This window comes from Mucilaginibacter sp. P2_A5 (assembly GCF_056404995.1).
Window position 1 is genome coordinate 68,086 of the sequence record NZ_JBFUCY010000021.1, and the last position, 23,484, is coordinate 91,569.

15 protein-coding genes are annotated in these 23,484 nt (G+C 39.4%); all 15 read right to left on the reverse strand.

Annotated elements, in window-relative coordinates; genetic code table 11:
- Positions 1–354: 354 nt before the first annotated feature.
- The 15 genes from AC1DXF_RS19080 to AC1DXF_RS19150 all read right to left on the reverse strand — a co-directional run bounded on the left by AC1DXF_RS19080 (position 355) and on the right by AC1DXF_RS19150 (position 23,456).
- Positions 355–1,596, reverse strand: a complete 1,242-nt coding sequence (locus AC1DXF_RS19080; protein WP_477450291.1) for a hypothetical protein — start codon at positions 1,594–1,596, stop codon at positions 355–357.
- Positions 1,565–3,955: a DUF2339 domain-containing protein gene (locus tag AC1DXF_RS19085; RefSeq protein ID WP_477450292.1), complete on the reverse strand. Its 2,391-nt coding sequence runs from the start codon at positions 3,953–3,955 to the stop codon at positions 1,565–1,567. Before AC1DXF_RS19085 ends, AC1DXF_RS19080 begins: the two co-directional genes overlap by 32 nt.
- Before the next feature lie 329 nt (positions 3,956–4,284).
- The gene (locus AC1DXF_RS19090) at positions 4,285–6,276 is read right to left on the reverse strand and encodes an alpha-L-arabinofuranosidase C-terminal domain-containing protein (protein ID WP_477450293.1); all 1,992 of its coding nucleotides are present in this window, start codon (positions 6,274–6,276) and stop codon (positions 4,285–4,287) included.
- A 343-nt stretch (positions 6,277–6,619) separates the two neighbouring features.
- Positions 6,620–7,969 (reverse strand): exopolysaccharide biosynthesis polyprenyl glycosylphosphotransferase, encoded by a 1,350-nt coding sequence (locus AC1DXF_RS19095; protein WP_477450294.1) that lies wholly within the window; start codon positions 7,967–7,969, stop codon positions 6,620–6,622.
- A gap of 154 nt (positions 7,970–8,123) precedes the next feature.
- Entirely contained in the window at positions 8,124–9,224 is a 1,101-nt protein-coding gene (locus AC1DXF_RS19100) for a glycosyltransferase family 4 protein (protein WP_477450295.1), read from the reverse strand.
- Positions 9,225–9,226: 2 nt separating this feature from the next.
- Complete coding sequence (locus AC1DXF_RS19105) at positions 9,227–10,186, reverse strand: glycosyltransferase family 4 protein (protein ID WP_477450346.1); 960 nt, start codon at positions 10,184–10,186, stop codon at positions 9,227–9,229.
- A gap of 95 nt (positions 10,187–10,281) precedes the next feature.
- Positions 10,282–11,448, reverse strand: coding sequence for an O-antigen polymerase (locus tag AC1DXF_RS19110; protein ID WP_477450296.1), 1,167 nt, complete (start codon positions 11,446–11,448; stop codon positions 10,282–10,284).
- Positions 11,449–11,524: 76 nt separating this feature from the next.
- Positions 11,525–12,574: a glycosyltransferase family 2 protein gene (locus AC1DXF_RS19115; protein WP_477450297.1), complete on the reverse strand. Its 1,050-nt coding sequence runs from the start codon at positions 12,572–12,574 to the stop codon at positions 11,525–11,527.
- Positions 12,567–14,087 carry a hypothetical protein gene (locus tag AC1DXF_RS19120; RefSeq protein WP_477450298.1) on the reverse strand — a complete coding sequence of 507 codons (1,521 nt, stop codon included), beginning with the start codon at positions 14,085–14,087 and terminating at the stop codon, positions 12,567–12,569. The genes AC1DXF_RS19115 and AC1DXF_RS19120 overlap by 8 nt, the downstream gene beginning before the upstream one ends.
- Positions 14,084–15,376, reverse strand: a complete 1,293-nt coding sequence (locus AC1DXF_RS19125) for a glycosyltransferase family 4 protein (RefSeq protein WP_477450299.1) — start codon at positions 15,374–15,376, stop codon at positions 14,084–14,086. Before AC1DXF_RS19125 ends, AC1DXF_RS19120 begins: the two co-directional genes overlap by 4 nt.
- Entirely contained in the window at positions 15,351–16,934 is a 1,584-nt protein-coding gene (murJ, locus tag AC1DXF_RS19130; protein WP_477450300.1) for a murein biosynthesis integral membrane protein MurJ, read from the reverse strand. Before murJ ends, AC1DXF_RS19125 begins: the two co-directional genes overlap by 26 nt.
- Before the next feature lie 77 nt (positions 16,935–17,011).
- Positions 17,012–18,067 carry a glycosyltransferase family 4 protein gene (locus AC1DXF_RS19135; protein ID WP_477450301.1) on the reverse strand — a complete coding sequence of 352 codons (1,056 nt, stop codon included), beginning with the start codon at positions 18,065–18,067 and terminating at the stop codon, positions 17,012–17,014.
- Between the two features lie 6 nt (positions 18,068–18,073).
- Positions 18,074–19,147, reverse strand: a complete 1,074-nt coding sequence (locus AC1DXF_RS19140; protein WP_477450302.1) for a lipopolysaccharide biosynthesis protein — start codon at positions 19,145–19,147, stop codon at positions 18,074–18,076.
- Positions 19,148–19,170: 23 nt separating this feature from the next.
- Complete coding sequence (locus AC1DXF_RS19145; RefSeq protein WP_477450303.1) at positions 19,171–21,648, reverse strand: SLBB domain-containing protein; 2,478 nt, start codon at positions 21,646–21,648, stop codon at positions 19,171–19,173.
- A 155-nt stretch (positions 21,649–21,803) separates the two neighbouring features.
- On the reverse strand, positions 21,804–23,456 hold the full coding sequence (locus AC1DXF_RS19150) for a hypothetical protein (RefSeq protein ID WP_477450304.1): 1,653 nt from the start codon (positions 23,454–23,456) through the stop codon (positions 21,804–21,806).
- Positions 23,457–23,484: the final 28 nt, after the last annotated feature.

The window sequence follows — 23,484 nt, forward strand, 5'->3', positions numbered from 1 at the left end:
CTAAGCTACTGATAATCAAAGGCTATAGTGTTCCACACCGCGTTTGCGATAAAATGCAAGTTGTTGATTATCAGACACGATGCGTTCCAAAGCGTTCCGCAATGTTCCACCGTTCCGGTGGAACACTTTTGCAGGGTGCATTAAAAAACGGGCTGCCCTATGGGGAGTTCTGATTTAAGAGATGCACCGGCTTTGAACGCTGGCGAAGACACGCCCGGCTATGCTTTTTCCGGTGCCTGTGTCATCACAGGCATCTTGCCGGTGCGCTGTCGGCTTGCTGGATCAAATTGATATTGGCGATCTGGAAAACTCAGCGGAGAAGGCTGCCGAAATAAACCGCACAATCAACTAAAATCAGTTATTCTTATCACCCACCTTCTTCCCCACCTCCTTCGTCATCTTCAACGTAAGCAATAACAACAAGGCCAACGCAACTACAATGGCTACCCAAATCAATACCGTATAATCCTTGCCGGCTTTTGCCTGGGCCGGTAAAGCCACATTGTTTTTAACAACGGCATCATGGCTGATTGTAGGGATGTTATCTTTTATGCTATCGGCAAAAAACTTCAGATCGTATTCTGGCGCCTGCGCGGTTGAATCGCCAACCAAAAGGCGAAAGTGTTGCTTGCCGTCAAGATAACTTACCAGGTACTGGTCGGTTTGGTAAGCATTAATGCCGGTAATGGTTAATGGCTGGTTATCGCCATTGGCTATCTGTAATAACAATTGGCCGGCCTTTGCAGAAAACAGCAGGTCGGTGTTTTTGGTTGAATTTAATTCAGCTTCGGCAACGGCTTCCTTATAATTGCCGGCGATTTGGTAAACGGTGATGTTCCGCCTGTAATATTTAGGCGCGCTGATATTTAAATGCAGCCTGTTTACCTGGTAATTGTCGTTTAGTTTTATGTTGATGAAGGTAGTTTTGTTGCTATCGGCTTGCGTAAACTGAAGCGAAGGGATGGGTGTATAAGCCAGTGTTTTGGCATATTCGGTATAAATGCCTGCCTGCAAAAACTTGATGGGCGTTTTGTTTTTATCATTAACCAGCATCTTTAAATAACGATAGCTACTGGCCGGGAACGACAGCGACTGCATGTAGGCGCCCGCGCTGTTTTGAACGGCCTCTTGTAAGGGGATATCTTCCTGTATGGCAAACCATTGTTGCAGGTCATCGCTGCCCACCAGGTTTACCTTGCGGCTTACCGCGGTATTTTGCAGTTTTATCCAGAGCCGGTCGAGTGCAAGTCCTGTTTTATTTTCAACAATATAGGTAGTGCCTGTATCCGTGGGCAGGCGTGCATTTATTTTATTAAAAACCACAAAGCTTTGCTGATTTTTTTGTGGCAGGCTGCCCGCCTGTATGTAGGGAACAAAGTTGCCTTTAGCATCGGCTATCCTGATATCGGCCATATCCCCTTTAGCTTTGGCAACAAAGCCAGGCTTCAGGTTGATGCGGTAAAAACCCGTACTATCTACCTGTTGCAGGGCAGCCTTATATTTAAAGCTTTTTTGTGCCGATGCCGTAACCATCAATCCACACAAAAAAACGGTTAAGGCTATATTAGTCTTCCTTCCTTTTAGCAGTTTCATCATCAACAATAATTTTTTTAACCTTTTGGTACATAAAGGATATAATAAGCAGCAATACACCCAGGCAAAAGAAGGCCGCTATTTTGCCCGCCTGCGGAATATTTACAATATCATAGGTAAATAATTTGAGCAGCGTGATCGAAAACAGGGTTAACGACACAATACGCATGGTACGTATTTTATTGCGCATGCCCAGCCACATAAGCGCGAAGGATAGCAAACCCCATAATATGGGCAGCGTGGTTTTAACATACACCGTTTCAATCCGTTCGATCGAGTGCATATTGCTGTAAAAAACCAGGTTGCTCAGCAGGCAAAACTCCAGGCTTAAAAACACTACGATACCGGCGCTCAGGATCCAGGTAAAAAGCGTCTTCATGCCATCGTCCATAGTGGTTTGGCAAAGGCGAATGATCCGGTAAAACAGCAGGCCGATTAATCCCGCGCTTATCCAATGCACTGCAAAATGGCCCGATGGCGGTTTGCCGGTGCTCAGCATATCTGTAAGCAAGCCAAAAAACTTTGGCATTGTTACCAGGTCAGCGGTAACACAAACCATTAACACACCTATCCGGATATTATCGTTAAGCTTAACGGCTGGTACTTTTATCGATACCAGGTAGTAGCTATAAATAAATGCTGGGGTATACAGCATCATGTATAAAATATTAAGATCGGTACCTGGGTGGCGATTTAAAAGCTGGTGGTTTATCTCTAACAATCCGCTTAAAAATAAAAGCGCCAGGCCCACGGTACTGAATATGTGTTTACTGAATTTTATACCAACGGCGTCTTCGTTATCATCTCGGTTTACCAATACCGATAACAGGAACGAGCTGATAGCGGCTACCAATGTTGTAATAAAACCACTGTTGGCAATAATGGTAAGCCTGATGAGGTGACCGGGATAAATCTTGTACCAGTCCATCAGCAGGCTCATCAACATAGCTACCCATAAAATAAGCGAGGTAAGCTTCATTAATTTGATTGACGAGCGCAGATACAACCAATAAAGCACCACCGTTTCGGCAGCCCAGAACAGGGTTATATTATTGCCGCGCAGTTGAATAGGCGCAGCCAGCGAAATAAAGGTGAGCGTAATACCGATAAGCAGGTACAATATATTGGCATCAACCTTACGGTTACGGAACAGGATGTATGACAGGATGAGGTTTACCACTGCCAAACTCACACAAAACAACCCGCGGAATTGCTCCTCGTGCATGGCCTTTAAGAGGTACAAACCTGCCGCAAAATAAAGCCCTGTATTGATAAGCAGGATGCTAAAATCCGAGCCAATGAACTTTTTGTTCTCCTTAACGTTATTGGCGACATTGATGGCGAAATAAAGCACATAAAATATGCTGCCGTAAATTAACCCGTAATGGTAGGTTGGCGCTGTAAGCGAGTACAGCACCCCTCCAAATACAATGACCGTAAACGCAAATGACACAATGTTGAGCACTCGCCATGCTTTATAATAGGCAATGATGAGCAGGCCGGTATTCAGTATCAGCAGGTAAATAAACAAGGCATCGTAATTGGCCTTGCCCGTGCTCACCATAAACGGGCTGGCAAAACCGCCAACCAGCGCTATAACCGCAAGTTCTTGCTTATCATATAGCAATGAAAGCAACACCGCGAAAATGGTAATAACAATTAGGATAATAAACGAAGTTGTTTGTCCCCACATTCCGAACTGGTGATAGGCCAGCGTTACTGTAAAATAAAATACAGCCAAACCACCACCGGCCAGTACCGAGCTAAAAGCTTTATAGCTATTGCGCAGCCAGTGGGCTATGCCTATTAAAATGGCGCCGCAGATGATGCCGATCGCCACCCGACCGCCTTTGCCTATCCAGCCTGTATCGATAGCGAATTTTACAAAGTAGCCAATGGCCAGTACCAATATGGCGATACCAATTTTGTTAACCAGGTTTTCGCCAATGAATTTCTCCAGGTCGGGGTAACGTTCAAAAAAGGAAAGTTGTGGTTCTTCGGATACAGGTGATGTTGGTGCGGTTGTTTTTACAGGACGGTTAATAGCCGGTATGATATCGCTGATCACCTTGGGTTGTCTTTCAATCTTAACGGGGTCCGGCTCAGGTTTTATTGCTGGTGGAACCGGTAAAACGGGTGGCTCGGGGGCTTTTACAACGGGAATATCCTTGATAACAGGTTTAGCTACCTCTTCGCGTTTGGTCAGTTCTTCCGTCAGTTTGGATACACGCAAATGTTCAATCATTCGCTTTAATTCCAGTATCTGGGTTTCGAGCGCTTCTATATGGCGGGTAACGCTGCTTTTGTTGTTTACAATTAAAACAATAATCAGTATCAGTAAAACAACGATAAAAAAATCCATAGCCTCAGGTTTATTAAAGCTAAAGATAATGTAATTATGAAATAATGCGCGTTTTTAATAAATAAGAAGGCTTCTTTCTGCATGTGGGAGTGCATAATGCGTTTCCCGGTATGAGGTTGTAAAAAGGATTGTTTTACTGGGCCTGTCGAAGCATTGAAGGCAAAGGCCTCCCGGGCGAGTCTTCGGCAAGCTGCCAATGACAGGCCCATCCACAGTTGAAAATTCAACTTCTCATAGCCCGGCACAACGTAAACAGGTTGGTAGTTCTCGTATTCCAAGGCCTACCAATCCATGTCATTTCCAGCAATCACGAAAGTTTCAATCATATGCTAATTTCCTTTTAAACTGATGCGTATCACACTTAATGAATAACGCGGTACGACATAATTGCCCAGTTGTGTTACACTGATTTCAGCGCGCGACGGTACGATATTTTTGGGTTGATCAATGGTGTTTTTGTCAGTAGGCTGGCCTTGCAGTACTTCAATTGTGGCCTTAGTCGCCACAGCGCCCAGACTGGAAAGATTTGCGCTGGCAGTTGCGGACTGCGGACCGGCATTAACTATTTTTAAAATAATATCGCCGGTTTTGCTGTTTTGCACGCATGATGCAGCCAGCGTTGAATCGGCGCGGGCGCCGGGCTGGTTAAATGATATTATCCCGGGAATATACTTGTTGCCCTGGTTAACCGAAAATAATTGCTGAACATAGTAATTTACCGTAGGTGCCAGGGTTTTGTTATTAAAATAAATGAGATTGGGGTTCCACGAGGTATGTTTAAGATTGGCTAGCAGCGGCGCGTAGGATGCCATTTGCACAATATCGCCGTTACGTTCAAGGCTGGTCATAAAAGCGGCTTCTGAAAGCGCGTTGATAAGGGTATTGCCCCAGGATGCATATTCGCCGATGTATACCTTTGATTTTGGTCTGCGATAGCTGTCATACCTGCTATTATTTTTCAGGAACCATTCGGGTTTTTCGTAAAAGTGCTCATCAACAACAGGCACAGATAGCTGGTCGGCAAACTTCCATCCAAGGTCGTAATCTTCGCCCGAGGGTGCGGGGCCTACCGTGCCCACAATGGTAATTTCGGGATGTTTTGCACGTACGGCATCGTATATCATTTTAAAGCGGTCCCTGAAATCATTGGTTTGCTTGTCTTCATTGCCAATACCCACATACTGCAGGTTAAATGGTTTTGGATGGCCGGCTGCGGCCCGTTTAGCCCCCCAAACCGAGGTTGCAGGCCCGTTGGCATATTCTATCAGGTCGAGCACATCCTGGATATAGCTTTTCATTTCGGTCAAAGGGATTCCTTTTTGGCCGGTACCGCCTATGCGCCAAGTCCCGCCCGAATTTTGGCAGCTTACACCGGCCGCCACTACGGGCAGCGGTTTGGCGCCAATATCCTCGCAAAATCTAAAATATTCATAAAAGCCCAGGCCGGTGCTTTGGTGGTAGTTCCAGATGTTGCGCTGTTGTACGCGCTGCTCAACGGGGCCTACGGTATTTTTCCAGCGGTATATGTTATTAACGCCATCGCCGTGCACCAGGCAGCCTCCCGGAAAACGGAGAAATTTAGGTTCAAGGCCGGCTATGGCCTGAGCAAGATCGGCCCGCAGCCCGTTGGCCTGGTTTTTAAAGGTATTATGCGGAAACAGCGAAACTTCGTCGATAGCCAATACCGAATGTTGCCTGCCAAGCACAGTAAGCCTTGCCGAATCGGCGCTTTCTGTGGCGGTAATGGTTCCTGTATACTTTTTCCATGGGCCGGCCTGGGTCTGGAATGAAAATGTACCGCATACCGCGCCCTTGTCTCCACGCAGTTCCACTTGCATACCAACAGGTTTGGCCGATATTTGCCTTACGTAGATGGAGAAATCATATTTTTGACCTGCTATAATGCTGATGCCATCGTAACCGGCATTGGTAATACCCACGCCCTGCTGCCCGGCATCGTCGATATTCAGCTGCACATAGTGCGGGTTATTGGGGTGCAGGGGTTTGGCTGTTTCTACAGATATTGTGCCGTAACCGTAACCCTCGGTAGTATACTCCCAGTTGGTTAGCGGGTTCCATGTTTTCCTGTCGCTCGCGCTGTACTCGAATGAATTGTTCTGAATAAGTTCGGCGTAAAGGCCGCCATCGGCCGCGTAGCTCAGGTCTTCAAAAAACACTCCAAACAAATCCTTGCTGATAGGTTTTGCCGTGGGGATCTTCGCCTTTTGAACACCCGGAACGGCAGCACTCTGACCATAGGTCAAATCAGCAGTAAACAACATAGCCAGGCATATTGCAGGCAAAACACGCTTAAAAAACATCAGGTTTAATTTTTTGAGGTTAATAATTAATAATTGTTTTTTAAACAATTATTAACAAATATATATCTTTTTTAGAAAAATAAAAACTTGTTACTCTTTTTAAAGCATTGCATTGCGACATTACCGAAGGTTTCCGGCATTGTTATAATTGTTTTTTTGACAATTATAACAATGCAATTAAGGCGTGCATATGTCGCCACCTGTGTACGCTCTGACTGTTTGTTGATATTGAAAATAAACAATCCTATTCGGCCTGGAAATTGAACAAAGGCGGGCTAAATGTAATGACGGCTAATGGCTTTATGTTCAATTTGAGTAAAATAAAACGCAATACCAGAAACTATTATTTACCCTTTAACTGCGTCATTACCCTAATAGTTTTTAAAATTACGCCAATTTCACTATTCAGGTTTATGTTATTGAGGTAAAGTAAATCATAACGAACACGGTTGCACATTTGGTCAACATTCTCTGCATAACCATAGTTCACTTGCCCCATTGAAGTTAAACCGGGTTTTAAGCGTAATAACTTTTTATAATTTGGCGATCTTTCTATGAGTTGTTCAATAAAAAACTGGCGCTCGGGCCTTGGTCCTACAATTGACATATCTCCTTTTAGTACGTTCCAAAATTGAGGAAGTTCGTCTAATCGGGACTTTCTTATTATCCGCCCCCATTTGGTAATTCGCGGATCGTGATCACTCGATAATTGAGGCCCCAATAATTCGGAGTTAACGTACATACTCCGAAACTTGTAAATTTTAAAGGGCTTATTATTTCTTCCGATTCTTTCCTGCGCATAAAACACAGGTCCTTTTGATGTCAATTTTGTTATTATTATCAACAATACAAATACCGGGAACCCGGGAACCATTACAAACAATGAAAACAGAATGTCAAAACACCGTTTGAAAACAATTATTTTAAGGCTAAGTTCAACTGAATTGGACAACTGAATTACCGGAAAACTTTTGTAATTGATAATAGTTGCACTGCTGTTTTCAAGCACTAAATCAGAAACAAACTTAATTTTAATTGCGTTTTGGTCGCCAAAATCAACAATGCTTTTAAGTAAACTTTGGTCAAGTGCCCTGTAACATATAAACACTTCTTTTACCTCTGTTTCTATAATTTTATCAAATAACATTTGCCTCGTCATTTTACCAAGCGATTCTTCTGTTATATTACCCACGAAATTATAGCCATATTCCGGCTGCTTTTCAAAAGATTTTTTTACCCTGTGCGCGATATCTTCATTCCCAATTATAAGAATATGCTTAATGTTAAACCCCTTTTTGCGGATATAGTCTAATCCCGCAAAAATCAGTGATCGTTCAATAACTATTAAGGTAAAAAACAGCAAGTAAGTAAAAAACATTTCCCAACGGCTTACTTGATAAAACTTGAAAAAGTATACTACGCCAAGCACAGCTAACGAATGGTAGATAAGGGACGATAAAATTCTGTTAATGCTATTGCTAAATACCAATGGCCGTTGAATCACATAATTCTTGGTTAAAGAGGCAATGGAAATCCACGCCATATTAACCAAAAGTAAAAAGACAGACGAGCTTATCTCATTAGAAAAGTAGTTAAATACCAATAAATGAGCAAATTGTATACAAATATTTAATATTATTAAATCACTGATAAACGTGATTACGGGTAAGAGTTTTGAGTAACGTATATTCATAAGGGTTAAGGATAGGATACGCAAATGTAATACTTTTTCATTTATAATGCACTAATTATGCCAAAATGATAACGATTACTACAAATACGAATGTTAATCCTTAAACGCTACAATACAATTTTAATTATTTATTATTTCAAAAAAACCGCCCCTCTTATACCTTCCTGCTGATGATATAGTTCAGAATCTCTTTTTTAAACCTGTCGGTTGAAAACCGGGCCGCGTGTGTAACAATTTCGTTGTAATTAAATAGCGATTTATTAACATCAAACCATTCAACCGCCGATTTAATTGATTCTACTGATTGCTCGTCGAAAAATATCCCGGTCTTATTTTCGATGACGCTTTCTAAAACCCCCCCTTTTTTATAGGCGATAACCGGAGTGCCGCAAGCCTGTGCTTCTACCGGTAAAATGCCGAAATCTTCTTCGGCTGCAAAAACAAAGGCCTTTGCCTCTGCCAGATATCTTTTTAACTCATTAAATGGTTGATGCCCCAATAATATAGTATTTGATTTTGCTAATCTGCTCACTTTTTTAAAATCAGGGCCATCACCAATAACAAAGAGCTTTTTATCCGGCATTTGGGCAAACGCCTGAACAATCAGGTCAATTTTTTTATAGGGCACAAACCTCGAGCAGGTGACGTAATAATCACTCTTTTTATAAACCGGCAAGAAATCTTCTGTTGCAACATTAGGATGAATAACTGTGCTTTCGCGGCCGTAAATCTTCTTGATTCGCTTAGCGATATAGTTTGAATTCGCTATAAAATGATCAACACGGTTGGTACTAATAATATCCCAGGCCCTGATACGATGAAGCAGATATTTTGCGATAAATCCCTTTATCCCTTTATTTAATCCGGACTCTTTCAAATATTGATGGTGCAGGTCCCAGGCATATCTTATCGGAGAGTGACAATAACAAATATGCAATTGGTTTGAACTGGTTAACGCCCCCTTGGCCACAGCATGAGAAGATGAAATGACCAGATCGTATCCCGATAAGTCAAATTGTTCTATCGCAAGGGGAAACAGTGGCAAATATGACCTGTATTTTGTTTTTGCGAACGGTAAGTTTTGAATAAATGATGTTGTTATCTTATGATTGCTAAGAGCCAGTGCCTTGATAGTTTCATCCCGCGCAACTAATGTAAAAATATCGGCATCCGGGTAAAGTGAGGCTATTTCTTTAAAAACATTTTCTGAGCCGCCAATAACGGTAAGCCATTCGTGTACTAATGCTACTTTCAAGTTTAAATAATTAAATTTTCTATTGTATTGACAATTTGCTTAGCCGACACTTTCCAACTAAACCTGTTACTGTTTTGCTTGCCCTTTTCAACGAGGCTATTACGCAAATCCTCGTCGTTAAGTAATAATTCTATCTTTTTCGATATGTCGTTTGTATCCAGGGGATCCAGATATAAACTGGCATCGCCGCAAACTTCCCGCAAGCTGGGAATGTCAGAAACAAGGGTAGGGCAGCCGTATTGCATAGCCTCTATAGGAGGAAGCCCAAAGCCTTCATATAGGCTTGGATAAACAAACATTTGTGCTTGCATGTATAAACCTGCTAAATGAGCGTCATCAACACGGCCGGTAAATATGATGTTCCCATTGGTTTTCAGCATTTCATTACCCCGGTTATTGAAAATTGAATTAACATCGCCAACAATAATAAGTTTGAGGTATTTGCTTGTTGTCAACTTAAATGCTTCTATAAGATTCAGGATGTTTTTTCTTTTATCTATAGATCCAACCGTTAAAATATACCTCCCGTAACCAGCCCCGGTGTATTTTGGAATCGCCAGGTCTGATACTCCATTATATATTACTTTTATTTTTCGAGGATCAATCCCAATGTACTTCACGATTTCCGACTTAGAGAAATCGCTGACGGTGAAAACAATTTGGGCCTTTTTAGCGATTCGCGGGATCAGAAATTTATAGAAGCGTACGAAATTTTTGTTAAACCAAACGGGATTGACTAAAAAAGCAACATCATGCAACGTTATGGCCTGATTGCTATAAAAAAGCGGCGCTACGTTACACAAGTTGATCAAAAATGGCTTCTCATTTTTTTTTAAATACAGGGGCAGGTCAATTTGCTCCCAGGCAGCACCAGTACGCTTGCCTATTATAGTTACGCCAAGTTCGGTAGCCAACTGATGATGAATTATATTTGATGGGGCAACAAACTTGGCGGATGGCATCAACGCTTTTAAATGCCGGGCAATTTCGATGGCAAAACGTTGTACCCCGGTAAGTTTTTGGGTAAGGAAACGGGCGTTGATGACGATATTCATTCTTACTTCTTCAGGATAAAAATGTAAAAAAAGAGAACAATAAGTGGCGGAAAAAACATGTAAGAGAAAACGTAAAAGCCCGAAAATTGCAGCCCAATTAAACTATAAAAAGTAATAGCTACAATATTTTTAGCCATGTTTCGATTTCTCATCCAGTGTTTAAGGTATTTGGTAAAATATCCGATTATTAGCCCAGATATTAAGCTTACCATAATTACGCCAGGCCAGGAAAACGAGGTATATCCCCATATTGATACCGGTAGCCGCAAGCCCCCGGATGTAATGTCATTTAGATCGGTATCAGGGCTTATAACACTTAGCGCCCAAACCGAGGGGTTCCATTTATAATGTCCCGGCACCAACCCTCCCAAAAAAGTTTTACCATAGGTGAGTTCCGGATTAAGCAAATACATTTTTAAAAACTGCAACTGATCTGATATATCCGGCGCTCCGGAGGCAATAAGCGTCCATATGGAATCTTCAGAGTACAGATCTGTAAACTGATCTATACCAAAAATAAGCCCTATAATATAATAAGAGATACTGCCAACAATAATGGTTAGGGAATTTATGATAACAAACAGCCATGAATATATTTTACCCTTACTGGCACATACCAAACCAATAACTGTTAATAACGCAAATGCTGTTGTACCTCGGTTTAATGTCGATAACAATACACATGACGCCAGTATAATTAATAAAAAATTAAACAGGCTTCTTTTTAGATAAAACAATATAAACCCAAAAGCGATAGCATTAATTAAAATAAGATTAGCAACCCGGTATAAAACCGCAACCCTCATGTAAGGAGCCTGATATGGTCCTCTAAAAAACTTGGCGTTAAGTGGGTCACTTGCAAAGGCGGGCACAAAGCCCATCAGCAGATAGCTTAATAACATCCCCACTATGCCAACTATCAAAAATATCTGAGTAAGCTTTATAAATCTTTTTTCGTAAAACTCATCGCTTCTGATCACAAAGCTTAAGGGCATTCTTATAAGAGGCAAAAAGTTACCAAGCAGTATGCCAACCAAATAGCAAAACGCACCCAAAACTGTTATTTTATAAAACAGATCAAAAACTTCGCCGTTGTAATTTTCATTATCGCTTAACATTAACAACGGAACAAAATAAGCTACGAACACAAAACCAACATTTAACCACATGGGGATGTTGTATCTGCTTGGCCAAATTATTAGCGGTCCGATTGCTAAAATTGTTAATGAAATAAAGAGAATGAAATTACCCATTATTCATGTTGTCACTATGATAATCAGTTGTCAAAACTTTAATAACTGCTTTGGCAGTTTTATTTACAAATGCAAACCTACCTTTACCAAGCCTTTTTAATAACGCATAAATAACTCCGGGTATAACTGTATATAAACAGCTGGGATACCATTTTTTTGTAAACTTGAGCCTATTTACTATCGAATAATAATCAGCAAGAGATTTGTCGTTATTTTTGCCGCCGAAAGAAGCTCCATTAATTGAAGTGCCCTCTTTATGATATACAATCGCATTGGTCTGTAATGCCGGCTTAAACCCCTTTTGTTTACTTGCCAAAATCCAATCCAACTCTTCATAATACAAAAAATAGTCGTCATTCATCAACCCTACTTTCTTCAAAAACAAAAATGGCAAAAACATTGATGCCCCAACTATATAATTATCCGGGTTCATTCTAAAATTATCATATTGTCCGTTATCAATTTCGCCTTCGCCAACGTGATGGGTACTACCTAACCACTTGTTATATCTGCCTGCCACCGCTTGTAATACTTCTTTTTTATAATAAAAATTAAGCTTACTCCCTAATATGGTGTCGGCCTCCCCATTTTTATAAAATCCAATTAAGTTTTCGAGGCAATCTCTTGCAATAACAGTGTCGTTATTTAACACCCATATAAAAGAAGATTCATCAGCCTGCCTTAATATGTAGTTAAAAGCTAAATTATTAGCAGCGGCAAAACCCTTATTAGCAGCCCTGACAAATAATAAGCGCTCGTTTTTTAAACCAGGCATATCGTTAAGCTCCTCTTCTTTGCTATATCTATAAGGGATAGGCTTTTTTACTAACGGATAAACCAATTCTGGAAATAAAGTTTCTATATCATCGTTGTTTTGGCCGTTAAGCCAGTTACGGATGTTATTTTCAGAAATATCATCAGGAGAATTATCAATAAGAATAACCTGAAAATCCTGGCATGACGATTTGAACACGCTTTCTAGACACTCTATGGTATCCTTGTATTTGGTATAATTTACTACTACAATGAATACTTTATTCATGTTTTAACTCCGCTTCAATCAGTATTTTTTTACAGGTGAAATACTGTAAAAAAGCCGTCTTGTTTAACATTCTTTTTATTGGATGTGTTTCGTCAAAGCTATAGCCAAGAACTCTTTTATATTGCAGATTAAAGGAGTTTAGAAACTTAATTAGTGAAGTTTTAGAATAGAAATTAACCTGCGAACTTTTTGCAAGCGTTAAGCGCCCAAACTTTAAATCGTTTTTCATAAACCCTAAAACAGTTCCTAAGCTCCTGTAATTGGGCACTGCAATAATTAGCTTGGTGTCCTGCCGCATCAATTTTATAACATTTTGCATGTAATCTAAAATATTCTCCTGGTAGGGCAATACGGTATCTAAAATAATCACATCGGCAACTACAGGCATATCATCGCCACTATTACACCTTACGGTAACTCCATTTGGCCAATTATCATTTAATGCCGATTTGAACATTGAATTGACATATAACATAAAGTTGTTTTTTTTCAAAAACCTTAATTCCTGAGCCGATGACAACCCGTGGTGAATTATTACCGGTACCGGCGATTTTACTTTATTTATTACCTGATCAACAAAATCAGCCTTCTGTACTGCATCATCCAGGGGTATTTTGATTGGTTTGTTATTTTCTTCCAACTTATTATCTGAAGCTACCTTGATAACATAGTCTGCCAAAGCTTCGGTTGTTAAGTTTCTCCGTGCATAATCTAATAACAAATTGACTAACCGATTATATGCCTCATCAGAAAAAGGCGTTTTACTTTCAATCTTTGTTTTTATATCCAGCAATACATCCTTTGGAAAATTGGTCAGTGTGTTAGCAGGACAACCCTTTAAATCTTTAAAGTACGGCAAGCAGCCGTTTGCTAATATTTCATAATGCCTAAGGCAATCCCAACCTTCCTTTTTAAACGTAGCTGCAAATTTGGATGTTCGATAGTCGGCGTAATATGATTCTTCTGTTTTGTGAATATATGTATTAAGTTTTCCAGGGTAGTTTACAGCCCAATCCCGGCTTTTATGAGGAATGTTATCGACAATTTTTTTAGCCGGAATTGCAAAGCTGATTGGGTATAAGTTCTTTTGAGTGCTTACTAATTCTCTTTTAAAATAAAACCCCTTGCTTACCAATTGAGGAAGCACAGATGTCCTATCTTCGCCGTCAATAAATATAATTTTATTGGAAGGATAGTTATCAAATACCTCTTTTAAAAACAATTTACACTGTTGTACAGCACCATAAATTATGTATCTATAATAATTGTTTTCAATCCTATCGGCAATTTCGGTTATTGATGGTACATTTTTAACCTGGGTATTCAAAAGGCCATATAAAGAAAAGCCTTTTCCATATAAATATTGCTGCTCATCTGGCAACAAGGTGGTGTACATATACCACATGTCATTAACAGATTCTACATCATTACCATACTTTTCTTTTAAGCCGTGGTATAAAGAATCACATAGATAATCTGGCTGACCGGCACTACTAATAAATAATATTTTCATGAAAGTTTTTTTCTGATAATGCCCGAAAGTTTATTGTAAACTTTAAACGCCAGGGTTTGATAGTACCATACTTTTACTTTACCTAAATTATCAATTTCGCCAAATAGTTCATTACACCTCTTTTTGTAATCAATCTTAAGATTTTCGCCCCAGTCAACAATTAAACTCGGTTTTTTTTCAAATTCAACACCTAATTTATCAAATACCAGTTGCTCAAGGCTATATACAATTGCCTGGGCGTTGTACGAATGAGAAATTTTATCAATGGAATTTTTTCCCATTTCTTTGGCCAATAATGGCTTTGAGCTTATTTCATTAATAGCCTGGGCTATTGTTTCTTTTAAACGATACGATACAAATCCGGTAACTCCGTTATCAACAACCTCAACCTGGGCGTTATCTTTGGCAGGGGTACTTATAGTTACTACCGGTACCCCCATACTCATGGCCTCGGCCATAACCATTCCAAAACTTTCACCTATGTTACTTGCGGCCAAAAACACATCCATAGCTTTATAGTAGGTTAAAAGCTGCCTCATATCCGATGTATTGTTTAAGATTACCACGCTATCGGTTATTTTTAACTTTTTTATAACTGCCTTCATGTTTTTTGTGGCACCTACAAGTAAAAATTTAGCCGCACTGTTATATTTAAGATATTCTTTAAATGCGATAAGGGTTATTACATCAAACTTATGATCATCGGCACGACCTACTCTTCCAACCACAAAACAATCGGCAATGTTGTGGATTTGCTTAAACTTAATTACTTCCTGCAAATCTGGTTCAATATCTTTGCCTTTTAAAAAATCGATATCAACAGGGTAAGGCAACACCTTTCGTTTATAGGCATACTGATCTGCAAAAGCTTTGTCAAGCTTCATACGCCTTACCAAAATCATTTTTGATATATACAGGTCAAAATCAATTAAATCATAATAGCGTGATTTTTCAAAATGACCAAAAACGTTGGTTTGTATAATTAACCGGGGTTTGTTTTTATTTAAAAAAGCAAAAAGTTTATTATCAACCTGGCCATAACCGTGCCAATGAAAAACATCCGTTTGCTGTATAAGCGTTTCAAATTTTTCAAAATCACCATTTAACACTACTACGTTTATACCCAGATCACTAATTAGTTTTTCTCTTTCACCACCTTTATAAAGGCCTACAGCGGTAACGTCAAACCTTTCTTTGTCTAAATATTTACAATATAATTGAAGTGCATATTCTGTTCCCCCCAAGCCTAACTGATCTGCACACTCAATAATTTTTATCTTTTTTCCCATTTAACGAAATCCGTTTATACGATGAATTGAAAAATCTTTTAATTACCCTGGCTTCCTCCATATTCAACAACAAAATAAGCCCCAGTTCAGTAAAAAAAATGAATGCTAAAATGACCGAAACCATTATTAAATTGTTTTTTAAATACGGTTTCAGATAATCGCGTAAAAAGTAACCGCCAACCGATAGGGCTAAAAATATTACCAATACTAAAAAAGCATCGGTAAGCATCTTTTTCCGAAATTCTTTTAAGCCAAAATACATCAATATAAGCCCCATAACAAGGTTAGATAGCATTGAAGAAATTGGAAAAGTATTTAGCTCAAAATATTTATTAAAAAACAGGTTAAAACATATTTTTACCAAATAAGTTAAAATAACAACTTTTGAAAAAAAGTAAACCCTTTTTTGCGCTATCAGTAGTTGTGTGTAAACCACATAAAATATCACAGCAAATAACCCCAATCCATACCATCGCAATAATAAACTTGTAGGTTCAACGTACTGTTCAACAAATTTTCCTCTTACTAATATAATTTCAACAATTTCGCCCGGTACAATTATGAGCATAATTGCTATTGGCAATATTAGCAAGGCTGTAAACCGAAAGTATTTCTGAGTCTCATGCATCAGTTCTTCACGCGTATTCTTTACAGCATATAATGATAGCAGCGGGGTTAGCACCGTGGTTACCACGGCAATCATAAGGCCTGTTGGCAGTTCTGTAAACTTTCTGGCGTAATCAAGCATCGAGATGCTTCCAGTCCCCTTGGTTGTTGTTAAGTTCCGCTCAATAATGGTATCGGCCTGAGAAAACAAATAATTGACATATAACGGCAGCGCAAAAATAAAAAACGGTTTTACCAGCTGCAAACTCGGCATTACAAGCCTAAACTTGTAGTTAAATTTAAATCTAAGCTCCTTGTATAATATTACAAGCAGCAACATGGAACTTACATAAGCCGATACAATCAATGAATAAATACCTATAGATGGCGACAGCACTATTATTAAAACAATGTTGAGCGTAAGGGAGATAAAAGAAAATAAATCGGGGATAAAATATGATTTATAGGCATTTAAAATTGAACTCCAGATATTAACAACCTCAAGCATGACCAATGAGGGAATTAAAATATTAATCATAGAAACCAGTACATTTTTTTGCGCTGGCGTAAAACCGGGAGCAAATAAATTTGCCAGATTTTGCGAGAAACAATAAACCAAAACACTGATAATTAACGATATGATAATTATTGTAGAAATTAGCGAGTTGGTTGCGTCATTAACCTTTTGCTCTGATTCCTCTTCGCGGATATGAATATATTTGGTGATAAACGTTTCATTAACCGGCCCAAAAAGAAGCTGTATAAATACCGTTATAATTGACACTCCAACCAGCCAGGCATCCCTATCAGATGACGCTCCAAAATATTTTGCCGATAAAATAATGATAACTAACGTTAACACCGCTTTGACAACTTTAAGCGCACCAAGCCCGATAGTAATAGAGATACTTGATTTTTTAAAATACTGATTTAATCTGGACGTAAATTTCAATATGTTTTTAATTAAAGCAGTTTAAGTTAGCAGTTGAGTACGTAGGTAAAATTTAATAGATGATTTATAAAAGCAACCTATTTATTAAGCTCAAACACTTCCACCAGTTCGGTTGTACAACCTTGCCACGATTTTTGATCTAAAATAAATCGATTTCCATTTTTTGCAATCCTCAATCTTTCGGTATCATTTTTTAATAATTTTAATAATGCACTAACAATTTCATTTGTATCGCCGGATTTAAAAATTATCGCGGTTTCGTTATCCTTTGCATACATGAGATGGCCTTCTGCATCAGAGCAAACAACCGCGCAACCGCAATTCATAGCCTCTATACCTGGTATACCATATCCCTCCCACAGGCTGGGAGTTAAAAATATAGCACAACTATTCATGATGTGTGCCAAATTGGGAGGCGTTTGATGATAGTGAAAATCTGCAGGTAAAGCGGCAGGCCCGGCCGATGTACCAAACAAATGAACCTTTAGCCTTTGATTTTGCTGCTTTAATTGAATCAGGGCCTCCAAGCCGTACTTAGATCCTTTTCGTTCCTCAGTTGAGTACATCATACAAATGCTATCCTTATCCCGCGAATCAATAGGCGATATTATTTTAAAAAGCCCCCTGTCTACGCTTATGGATATTTTATGGATTTTTTCACCAAATTCTTCGATATATTTTTTGATGTGATTTGAATAAGTAAGCTTTACTATATTTTTGAATAGATATGAATCGAGAATGTCTTGTTTGTTCCCGGTCCAAAATTCAAGGTCCTGTATCAGGTTAAACTTTTGCCCTTTTGCAGCATTTAATATTTGAAGGTCATGCGCCAATGACCAACCAGTAAAAAATATCGCATCAGCGTCCCTTATATCTTTGTTATTTACTTTATCTATAATGGCCGATATTATATTACTGTTCAGTTTAAACCATGCCGGATGCTTGAAGAAATAAAAGTAGACCTTCCGCAATAGATTACGGGATTTCTTTAGCTTAAAAAACGATGTTTCCATACAATTGTATACGACAACATCATGCCCTAAAATATTAAGCTGATTAGCAAACTCATACATGATTTTTGTGCCCCCACCCGGTTTGCGTATAACGTGGGGTAAAATAACATTGATTTTCATGGGCCCTTAATTCTGATACTTTTTTTTATAAGCCCTATAAACTAAAAGCAATATTACTACAGCTACCAACGCCAGCCAAAAACCAGCCAAAAAACCAACGGCCTTATTGAATTTGGTTTTCTCAAGCGGCAATTTAGGGCTATCTATCATTTGTATTAAAGGCGTTTCCTGCCTTAAAGCCATTCTTGAAAGCTCAAGATTTTTAACTATCTCTGTATATATAGCAGTGCTTGCCTGTACATCAATTTGCTTTTTTTGCGAAGGTACGCGCAATACCTGCAACGCCGGGTTTGCGTTAGGAGACGCATCAATTGCCGAGGCCACACCACCAATTGAACCATTTAATACCTTCCTTACACTATCGGCCTGAAACTGTAGTATACGAATATTTTGCTCACTCTTTTTTGTTTTGGTTTGGGTATAAAACTCATTAACTTTTTCAACAAGCTTAAGATTAAACGCTTTCGCAAAAAGTTCATCTTTATTTGTTACATCAACCCTTATTATACTTAACTTTTTATCGGGTTTACTAACCGAAAGTGATTGTTTATTAAGCGCCTCAACAATTTTAGAGATGATACTATCCTGTTTTATACTAAACTTACCCGGATCGCCTGAAAATGTTATGTTATCAATACCGTCATCATTTTTCCAAATTTGCCGTAAATGATTAAAACTGATGTATCTATCAATCAATAATTGCTTTTTACCGGCAAATTCACTTTCGCTCAGTAGCGTTTTTTCTACCATCAGGCGCGACTTATATAACTCAAGAATGTTATCGTTTTGAAATATGCCGCCACCACCGCTGCCGCCTATGTCAATACCTGCTATAGATGCAAGACTTGCGTATTGGCTTAATCCACCAGCTTTACTTCCATCATCTAATACAAAAGTAGATGATGCAGTATAAATAGGCTTTTTGATTATTGCGTAGGCTAATCCTAATATGCCTCCTAAAGCCCCGCCTATTAGTATGATAAGTAGTTTACTTTTTAAATAATTACTAACTACACGAAATTTATTTACAAACTCTGTTACCGATATTTCGTCAGGGCTGCCGTTACTTGTATGCGTCATGAATGAGTTTGATGCTGCTTTTACTACTTATTTAAACTTAAGATTCCCAAAATAATGGCTCCTAATGATGCCAGACCAGTCGTAAGCCCTAATATTGTTTGTACAGAATTCCCCTTACTCTCTGGCTTTTTCGGCACATAAATTTCACTTCCCGGCTTCACCGACGGATGGCTATTAAAAAACAAAAACTTCCTGGTGCCCTTTACCGTACCGTTCGGGTATACTACATATGCCCCTCTCCTTAATGCATCGGGGCCATAGCCTCCGGCGTTAGATACAAAATCATTAAACGATTTTGAACTGTCATATACTACCGCGCTTGGATAAAGCACCTGGCCATTAACACGAACAATTTGCTGTTGTTTAGGCACCCTTATAATATCGCCGTCTTCCAGCAATAAATCACTTTTCGAACCTGGTGTTTTTAAAACCGCACCAAGGTCAATCCCTACATAGTTGTTGCGTTGTTGCGTATCGGCATTGGTTGTCGAATCTTTGTAAGCACGTTTAAGCCTGTTGGCCTGCGCCATCCTTTCCAGGGTAAAAGCCGCGGTATCAGCTTTATTCTTATCAACACCCAATATGGCAATGTTTTCTCTTTTTAATGACCCGCCTTCAACATCGGCCGATGCAGTAAGCCCTCCCGCGCGTGCTATCAAATCTGATATTTTTTCGTTTTTATTTTTAATGGTGTATGATCCCGGATACAATACTTCGCCTTCAACTTTAACTGTTTTTTGCTTTTCGTACCCCGGCAAACTATATATCGATACAATATCAAATGGTGTCAACACAAAATTGGCATCATTCGGCTTTAACGGACCATCAATGTTCACACTAAAAACCTGGGCAACCGAACTGCTTTTAGATGATGGATCGGCATTAGATATTCTCCTGGCCACTTCAATTCGCTTCGTGCTGGCGCCCTCGGCAAAGCCACCCGCTTTTAAAATCAGGTCCTCTACTTTCATATTTTCCGAGAAGGCAAACTTCCCCGGCTTCCTTACACTACCATTAATGGTGACTACGTATTTATCACGTAAATCAAAAATTGACGATATGTTAATAATATCTTCGCGCTGTAATGGAATATTCACTGTTTTATTCATTACATCTTTTACATTAAAACCTACCATTTCGGTACTATTATCAGGCTTCAGGCGCGTAATGGTGCCCCTTTCTGTAAAAGCGTCTTCTTTTAAACCTGCTGCTTTCTCAATCAGCTGATATAAAGTTAACCCGTTTTGCAACTCGTAATCGCCAGGCTTAAAAACCGCCCCGTTAATAACCACCCTGTTTTCAAACCGGTTAATAACCGATTCAATAGTGTATTTGTCGCCCCTTAAGGGTATATAGTTTTTATAATCGGCCTCTAAAACATCTGTGATTTTTCTTTGCTGGTCGCTTATCTGTGATACTTTTATACGGGCAGTATAGGCGCTATCGGTAAAGCCGCCGGCGTAGTTTATAATGTCGTCAAGGCTTTCGCCTGGTAAAACCTCAAACAGTGCCGGAATTTTCACCTGCCCGGCAAGCTCAACCCTTGTGCGGTATGTAGGTACACGCACAATATCCTGGTCCTGCAACCCTATATTATTTTTTTGATCGCCTTTAACCAAAAAATCGTAAACATCAAGATGCCTGATGATCCGGTTATTTCTGACTACTTCTATTTGCCTTAAACTTCCATTATCAGTTGGGCCGCCCGCCAAATAAAGCGCGTTGAAAACCGTAGCAAGCGACGGCAAGGTATAGGTACCTGGCTTAGAAACCTGCCCAATAATAATCACCTTGATGCTCCGGATATTTCCCAGTGTCACCTGAACACTTGTGCCGCGCCCAACAGCGTAATTGTTAGCTGCAAGCCTGCTCTTTATGGCTACGGAAGCCTGCTCAATGGTTTTGCCGCCAACATTTAAAATGCCCACGCCAGGTATGTTGATATTACCCTCGGGAGATACTTCAAGTTTCCAATTTACCAATGAGTTACCATAAACGTTGATGTTAAGCTGGTCATTAGGCCCAACAATATAATTTAAAGGTGTAGCAAGTTTAAGGTTGGGTTCAAATGAACTGTTCTTATTTTTAAAAATATCTGCGCCAAAAATTTTAGGCTTAAGACTTTCAAATATGTCCCTTTGTGCTGACAAGGAATCAACGCTATCTGGCTTGTAATTAAGTTGACGGCCTTGCGTAGTGGTGCTATCAGCCGCATTTGTTGACGATACACCTGATTTGCTGCGAATATTTTTTATTCTCAACTGTAATTTTTGGGCCTGACTGGCCGACATGCCCCTGTTTTGCGCCTGCTGTATTAAATCAGCATCGCTTAAACCGGCATTTTGTGCTTGTTGCAGGAGTTGGATTAGCTGCTGGTCTGAAACATCATCAATGTTTATTGAAGATATATTTTGAAGATTGGTTTGAGCAGAAACGAATTTAACTGAACAACAAAGAATGGTGAAAACAATCAAAAATATACGGAAGCGAAATCTATTCATAAGTAACCATTAATGGCGTTAAAACGATATTGGTATAGGTGATATTACTTTTTTTGCAAAAGTAAGTTAAATTGGGATTATTAAGAACAATGATCTTTTTTAATTAAAAGTCAAGTCTGTTTTTTAAAAACGATAAATAACAGCGACAGTGTCAATTAGTTAAAGTAATAGGTAATATTAAGCCGTGCATGCAAATTAAAGGTTTCACTGCTTTTGTATTGATAATTTAGAGAATAAACAGGCGTAATTTCTGCCGAAAGCAGGTAGTTATTCAACTTTATATGACCGTAAAAAGTGCTTGAAAGATCCACCCAATGTAAGTCAAAAGTACCTGTGCCGGCGTAAGCGCTATAATACAAATCATTATTATGCAATTGCCTTTCAAGTGTAACCCCAAATGAGTTTAAGTTTTTTAGATAGCTAACATCAAGCATAAAGCTGCTGCTACCGGGCCCAATGCCGGCGCCAATATACCGGCCACTGTTTGTATACCCATCCCGTGGGCTTTGCAGGTGTTCATACCAGGTAGGTTCATCTCTCAATAAATAAGTCGGCGACCTTTGCAGCGATGTTATTTCGGCTTTTATTTGTAAATAGGCGCGATTGCTTAACCCCAATAATTTTCTGCCGCCAAGCGTGTAGGCCGCTGAATGACCCGGCTCCTGAATAAAATCGTTAATTCCACCGCTTCTGTCGTTCCGGGCCCATTCAAAATAAATTTCGGCCTGGTATAGGGGCAAAAGCTGCCTTATATTAAATGCGTATGCAAAATCCTGTCCATCTCCGTTTGTGGCGTTTGTAATATCATTTGCCTTTGCCGAGGACCCTGTAATTACCGGAAATATCCTTCGTGCTAAACTCTTTTTGTTATAAACAGAATCCTTATCGAGGTAATCATAACTGGTAACTCCCAAATATAGTCCCTTCAGCCACTTAGGTTGCCAGTTAATAGTGTAGGCAGAAAGGTACCGGGTAACTTTAGGCTTGGGGCTGTACAGATTGCCGCCATAAACCAGCTTGGTTACATCATCCGGCGCAAAGCCCGATTGTTTTAAATTTCCACCTATTATTTGCCATTCAAACGAGCCAATTATTGTTTTAACCGGTTTTACCGAATTAAATGTCCAGTGTAAAAAACCTGGTGCTGAGTTGCTCATCATAATGGAGTTTTTTATGCCGGGGCCCCACCATAAGTTCTCTGTTGAAACCCCGGCTTCAACGCTTTTATAACTTAACGTTATTTTTGATTGGCCGGGGTACAAATGTTTTATTGAATTATTTCCAAATCTTTCGGGCGCGTCTATGCCATTTATTGTACCAAAATAAGCATTCATAAGCGCCGGAGAATTATTGTTTGCCTGTACATCGGCAAAGGTTGAAAAAGCTTTGTTTTGTGCATAAACCAGTTCGGGCTTTACCTGCACTGTTAAAATGCCCGCGTTTAATAAAAATCCCCCACTAAGCATGCTTTGGTAACCTTTATTTGGATACATCGAACTATTATTATAGCCGTACGGACGATTTACATTATATTCATTTAACCAGTTTAATGGAAGCAGCCGTATACCAGATGGCATACCCATAACATTAAATTTTGAGTACATTCTGCTTGCTATCAAATTTCTTAGCGATGTATCGGCTATATTTTCCAATGGCCGGATAGTAAACGAGGCCGAATAACCGCTTTGCCCGGAAACCTGGTTTCTCCTTGCAACATCTTCGGCATAGGTCCCCGTTGAAATACTTTGTGAAAAAGCACTAACGGAGATCAACAATATGGAGAAAAGCAGTGAAATTTTTTTTTGCATAACATAAGATTTAGGTAATTTTTTATTA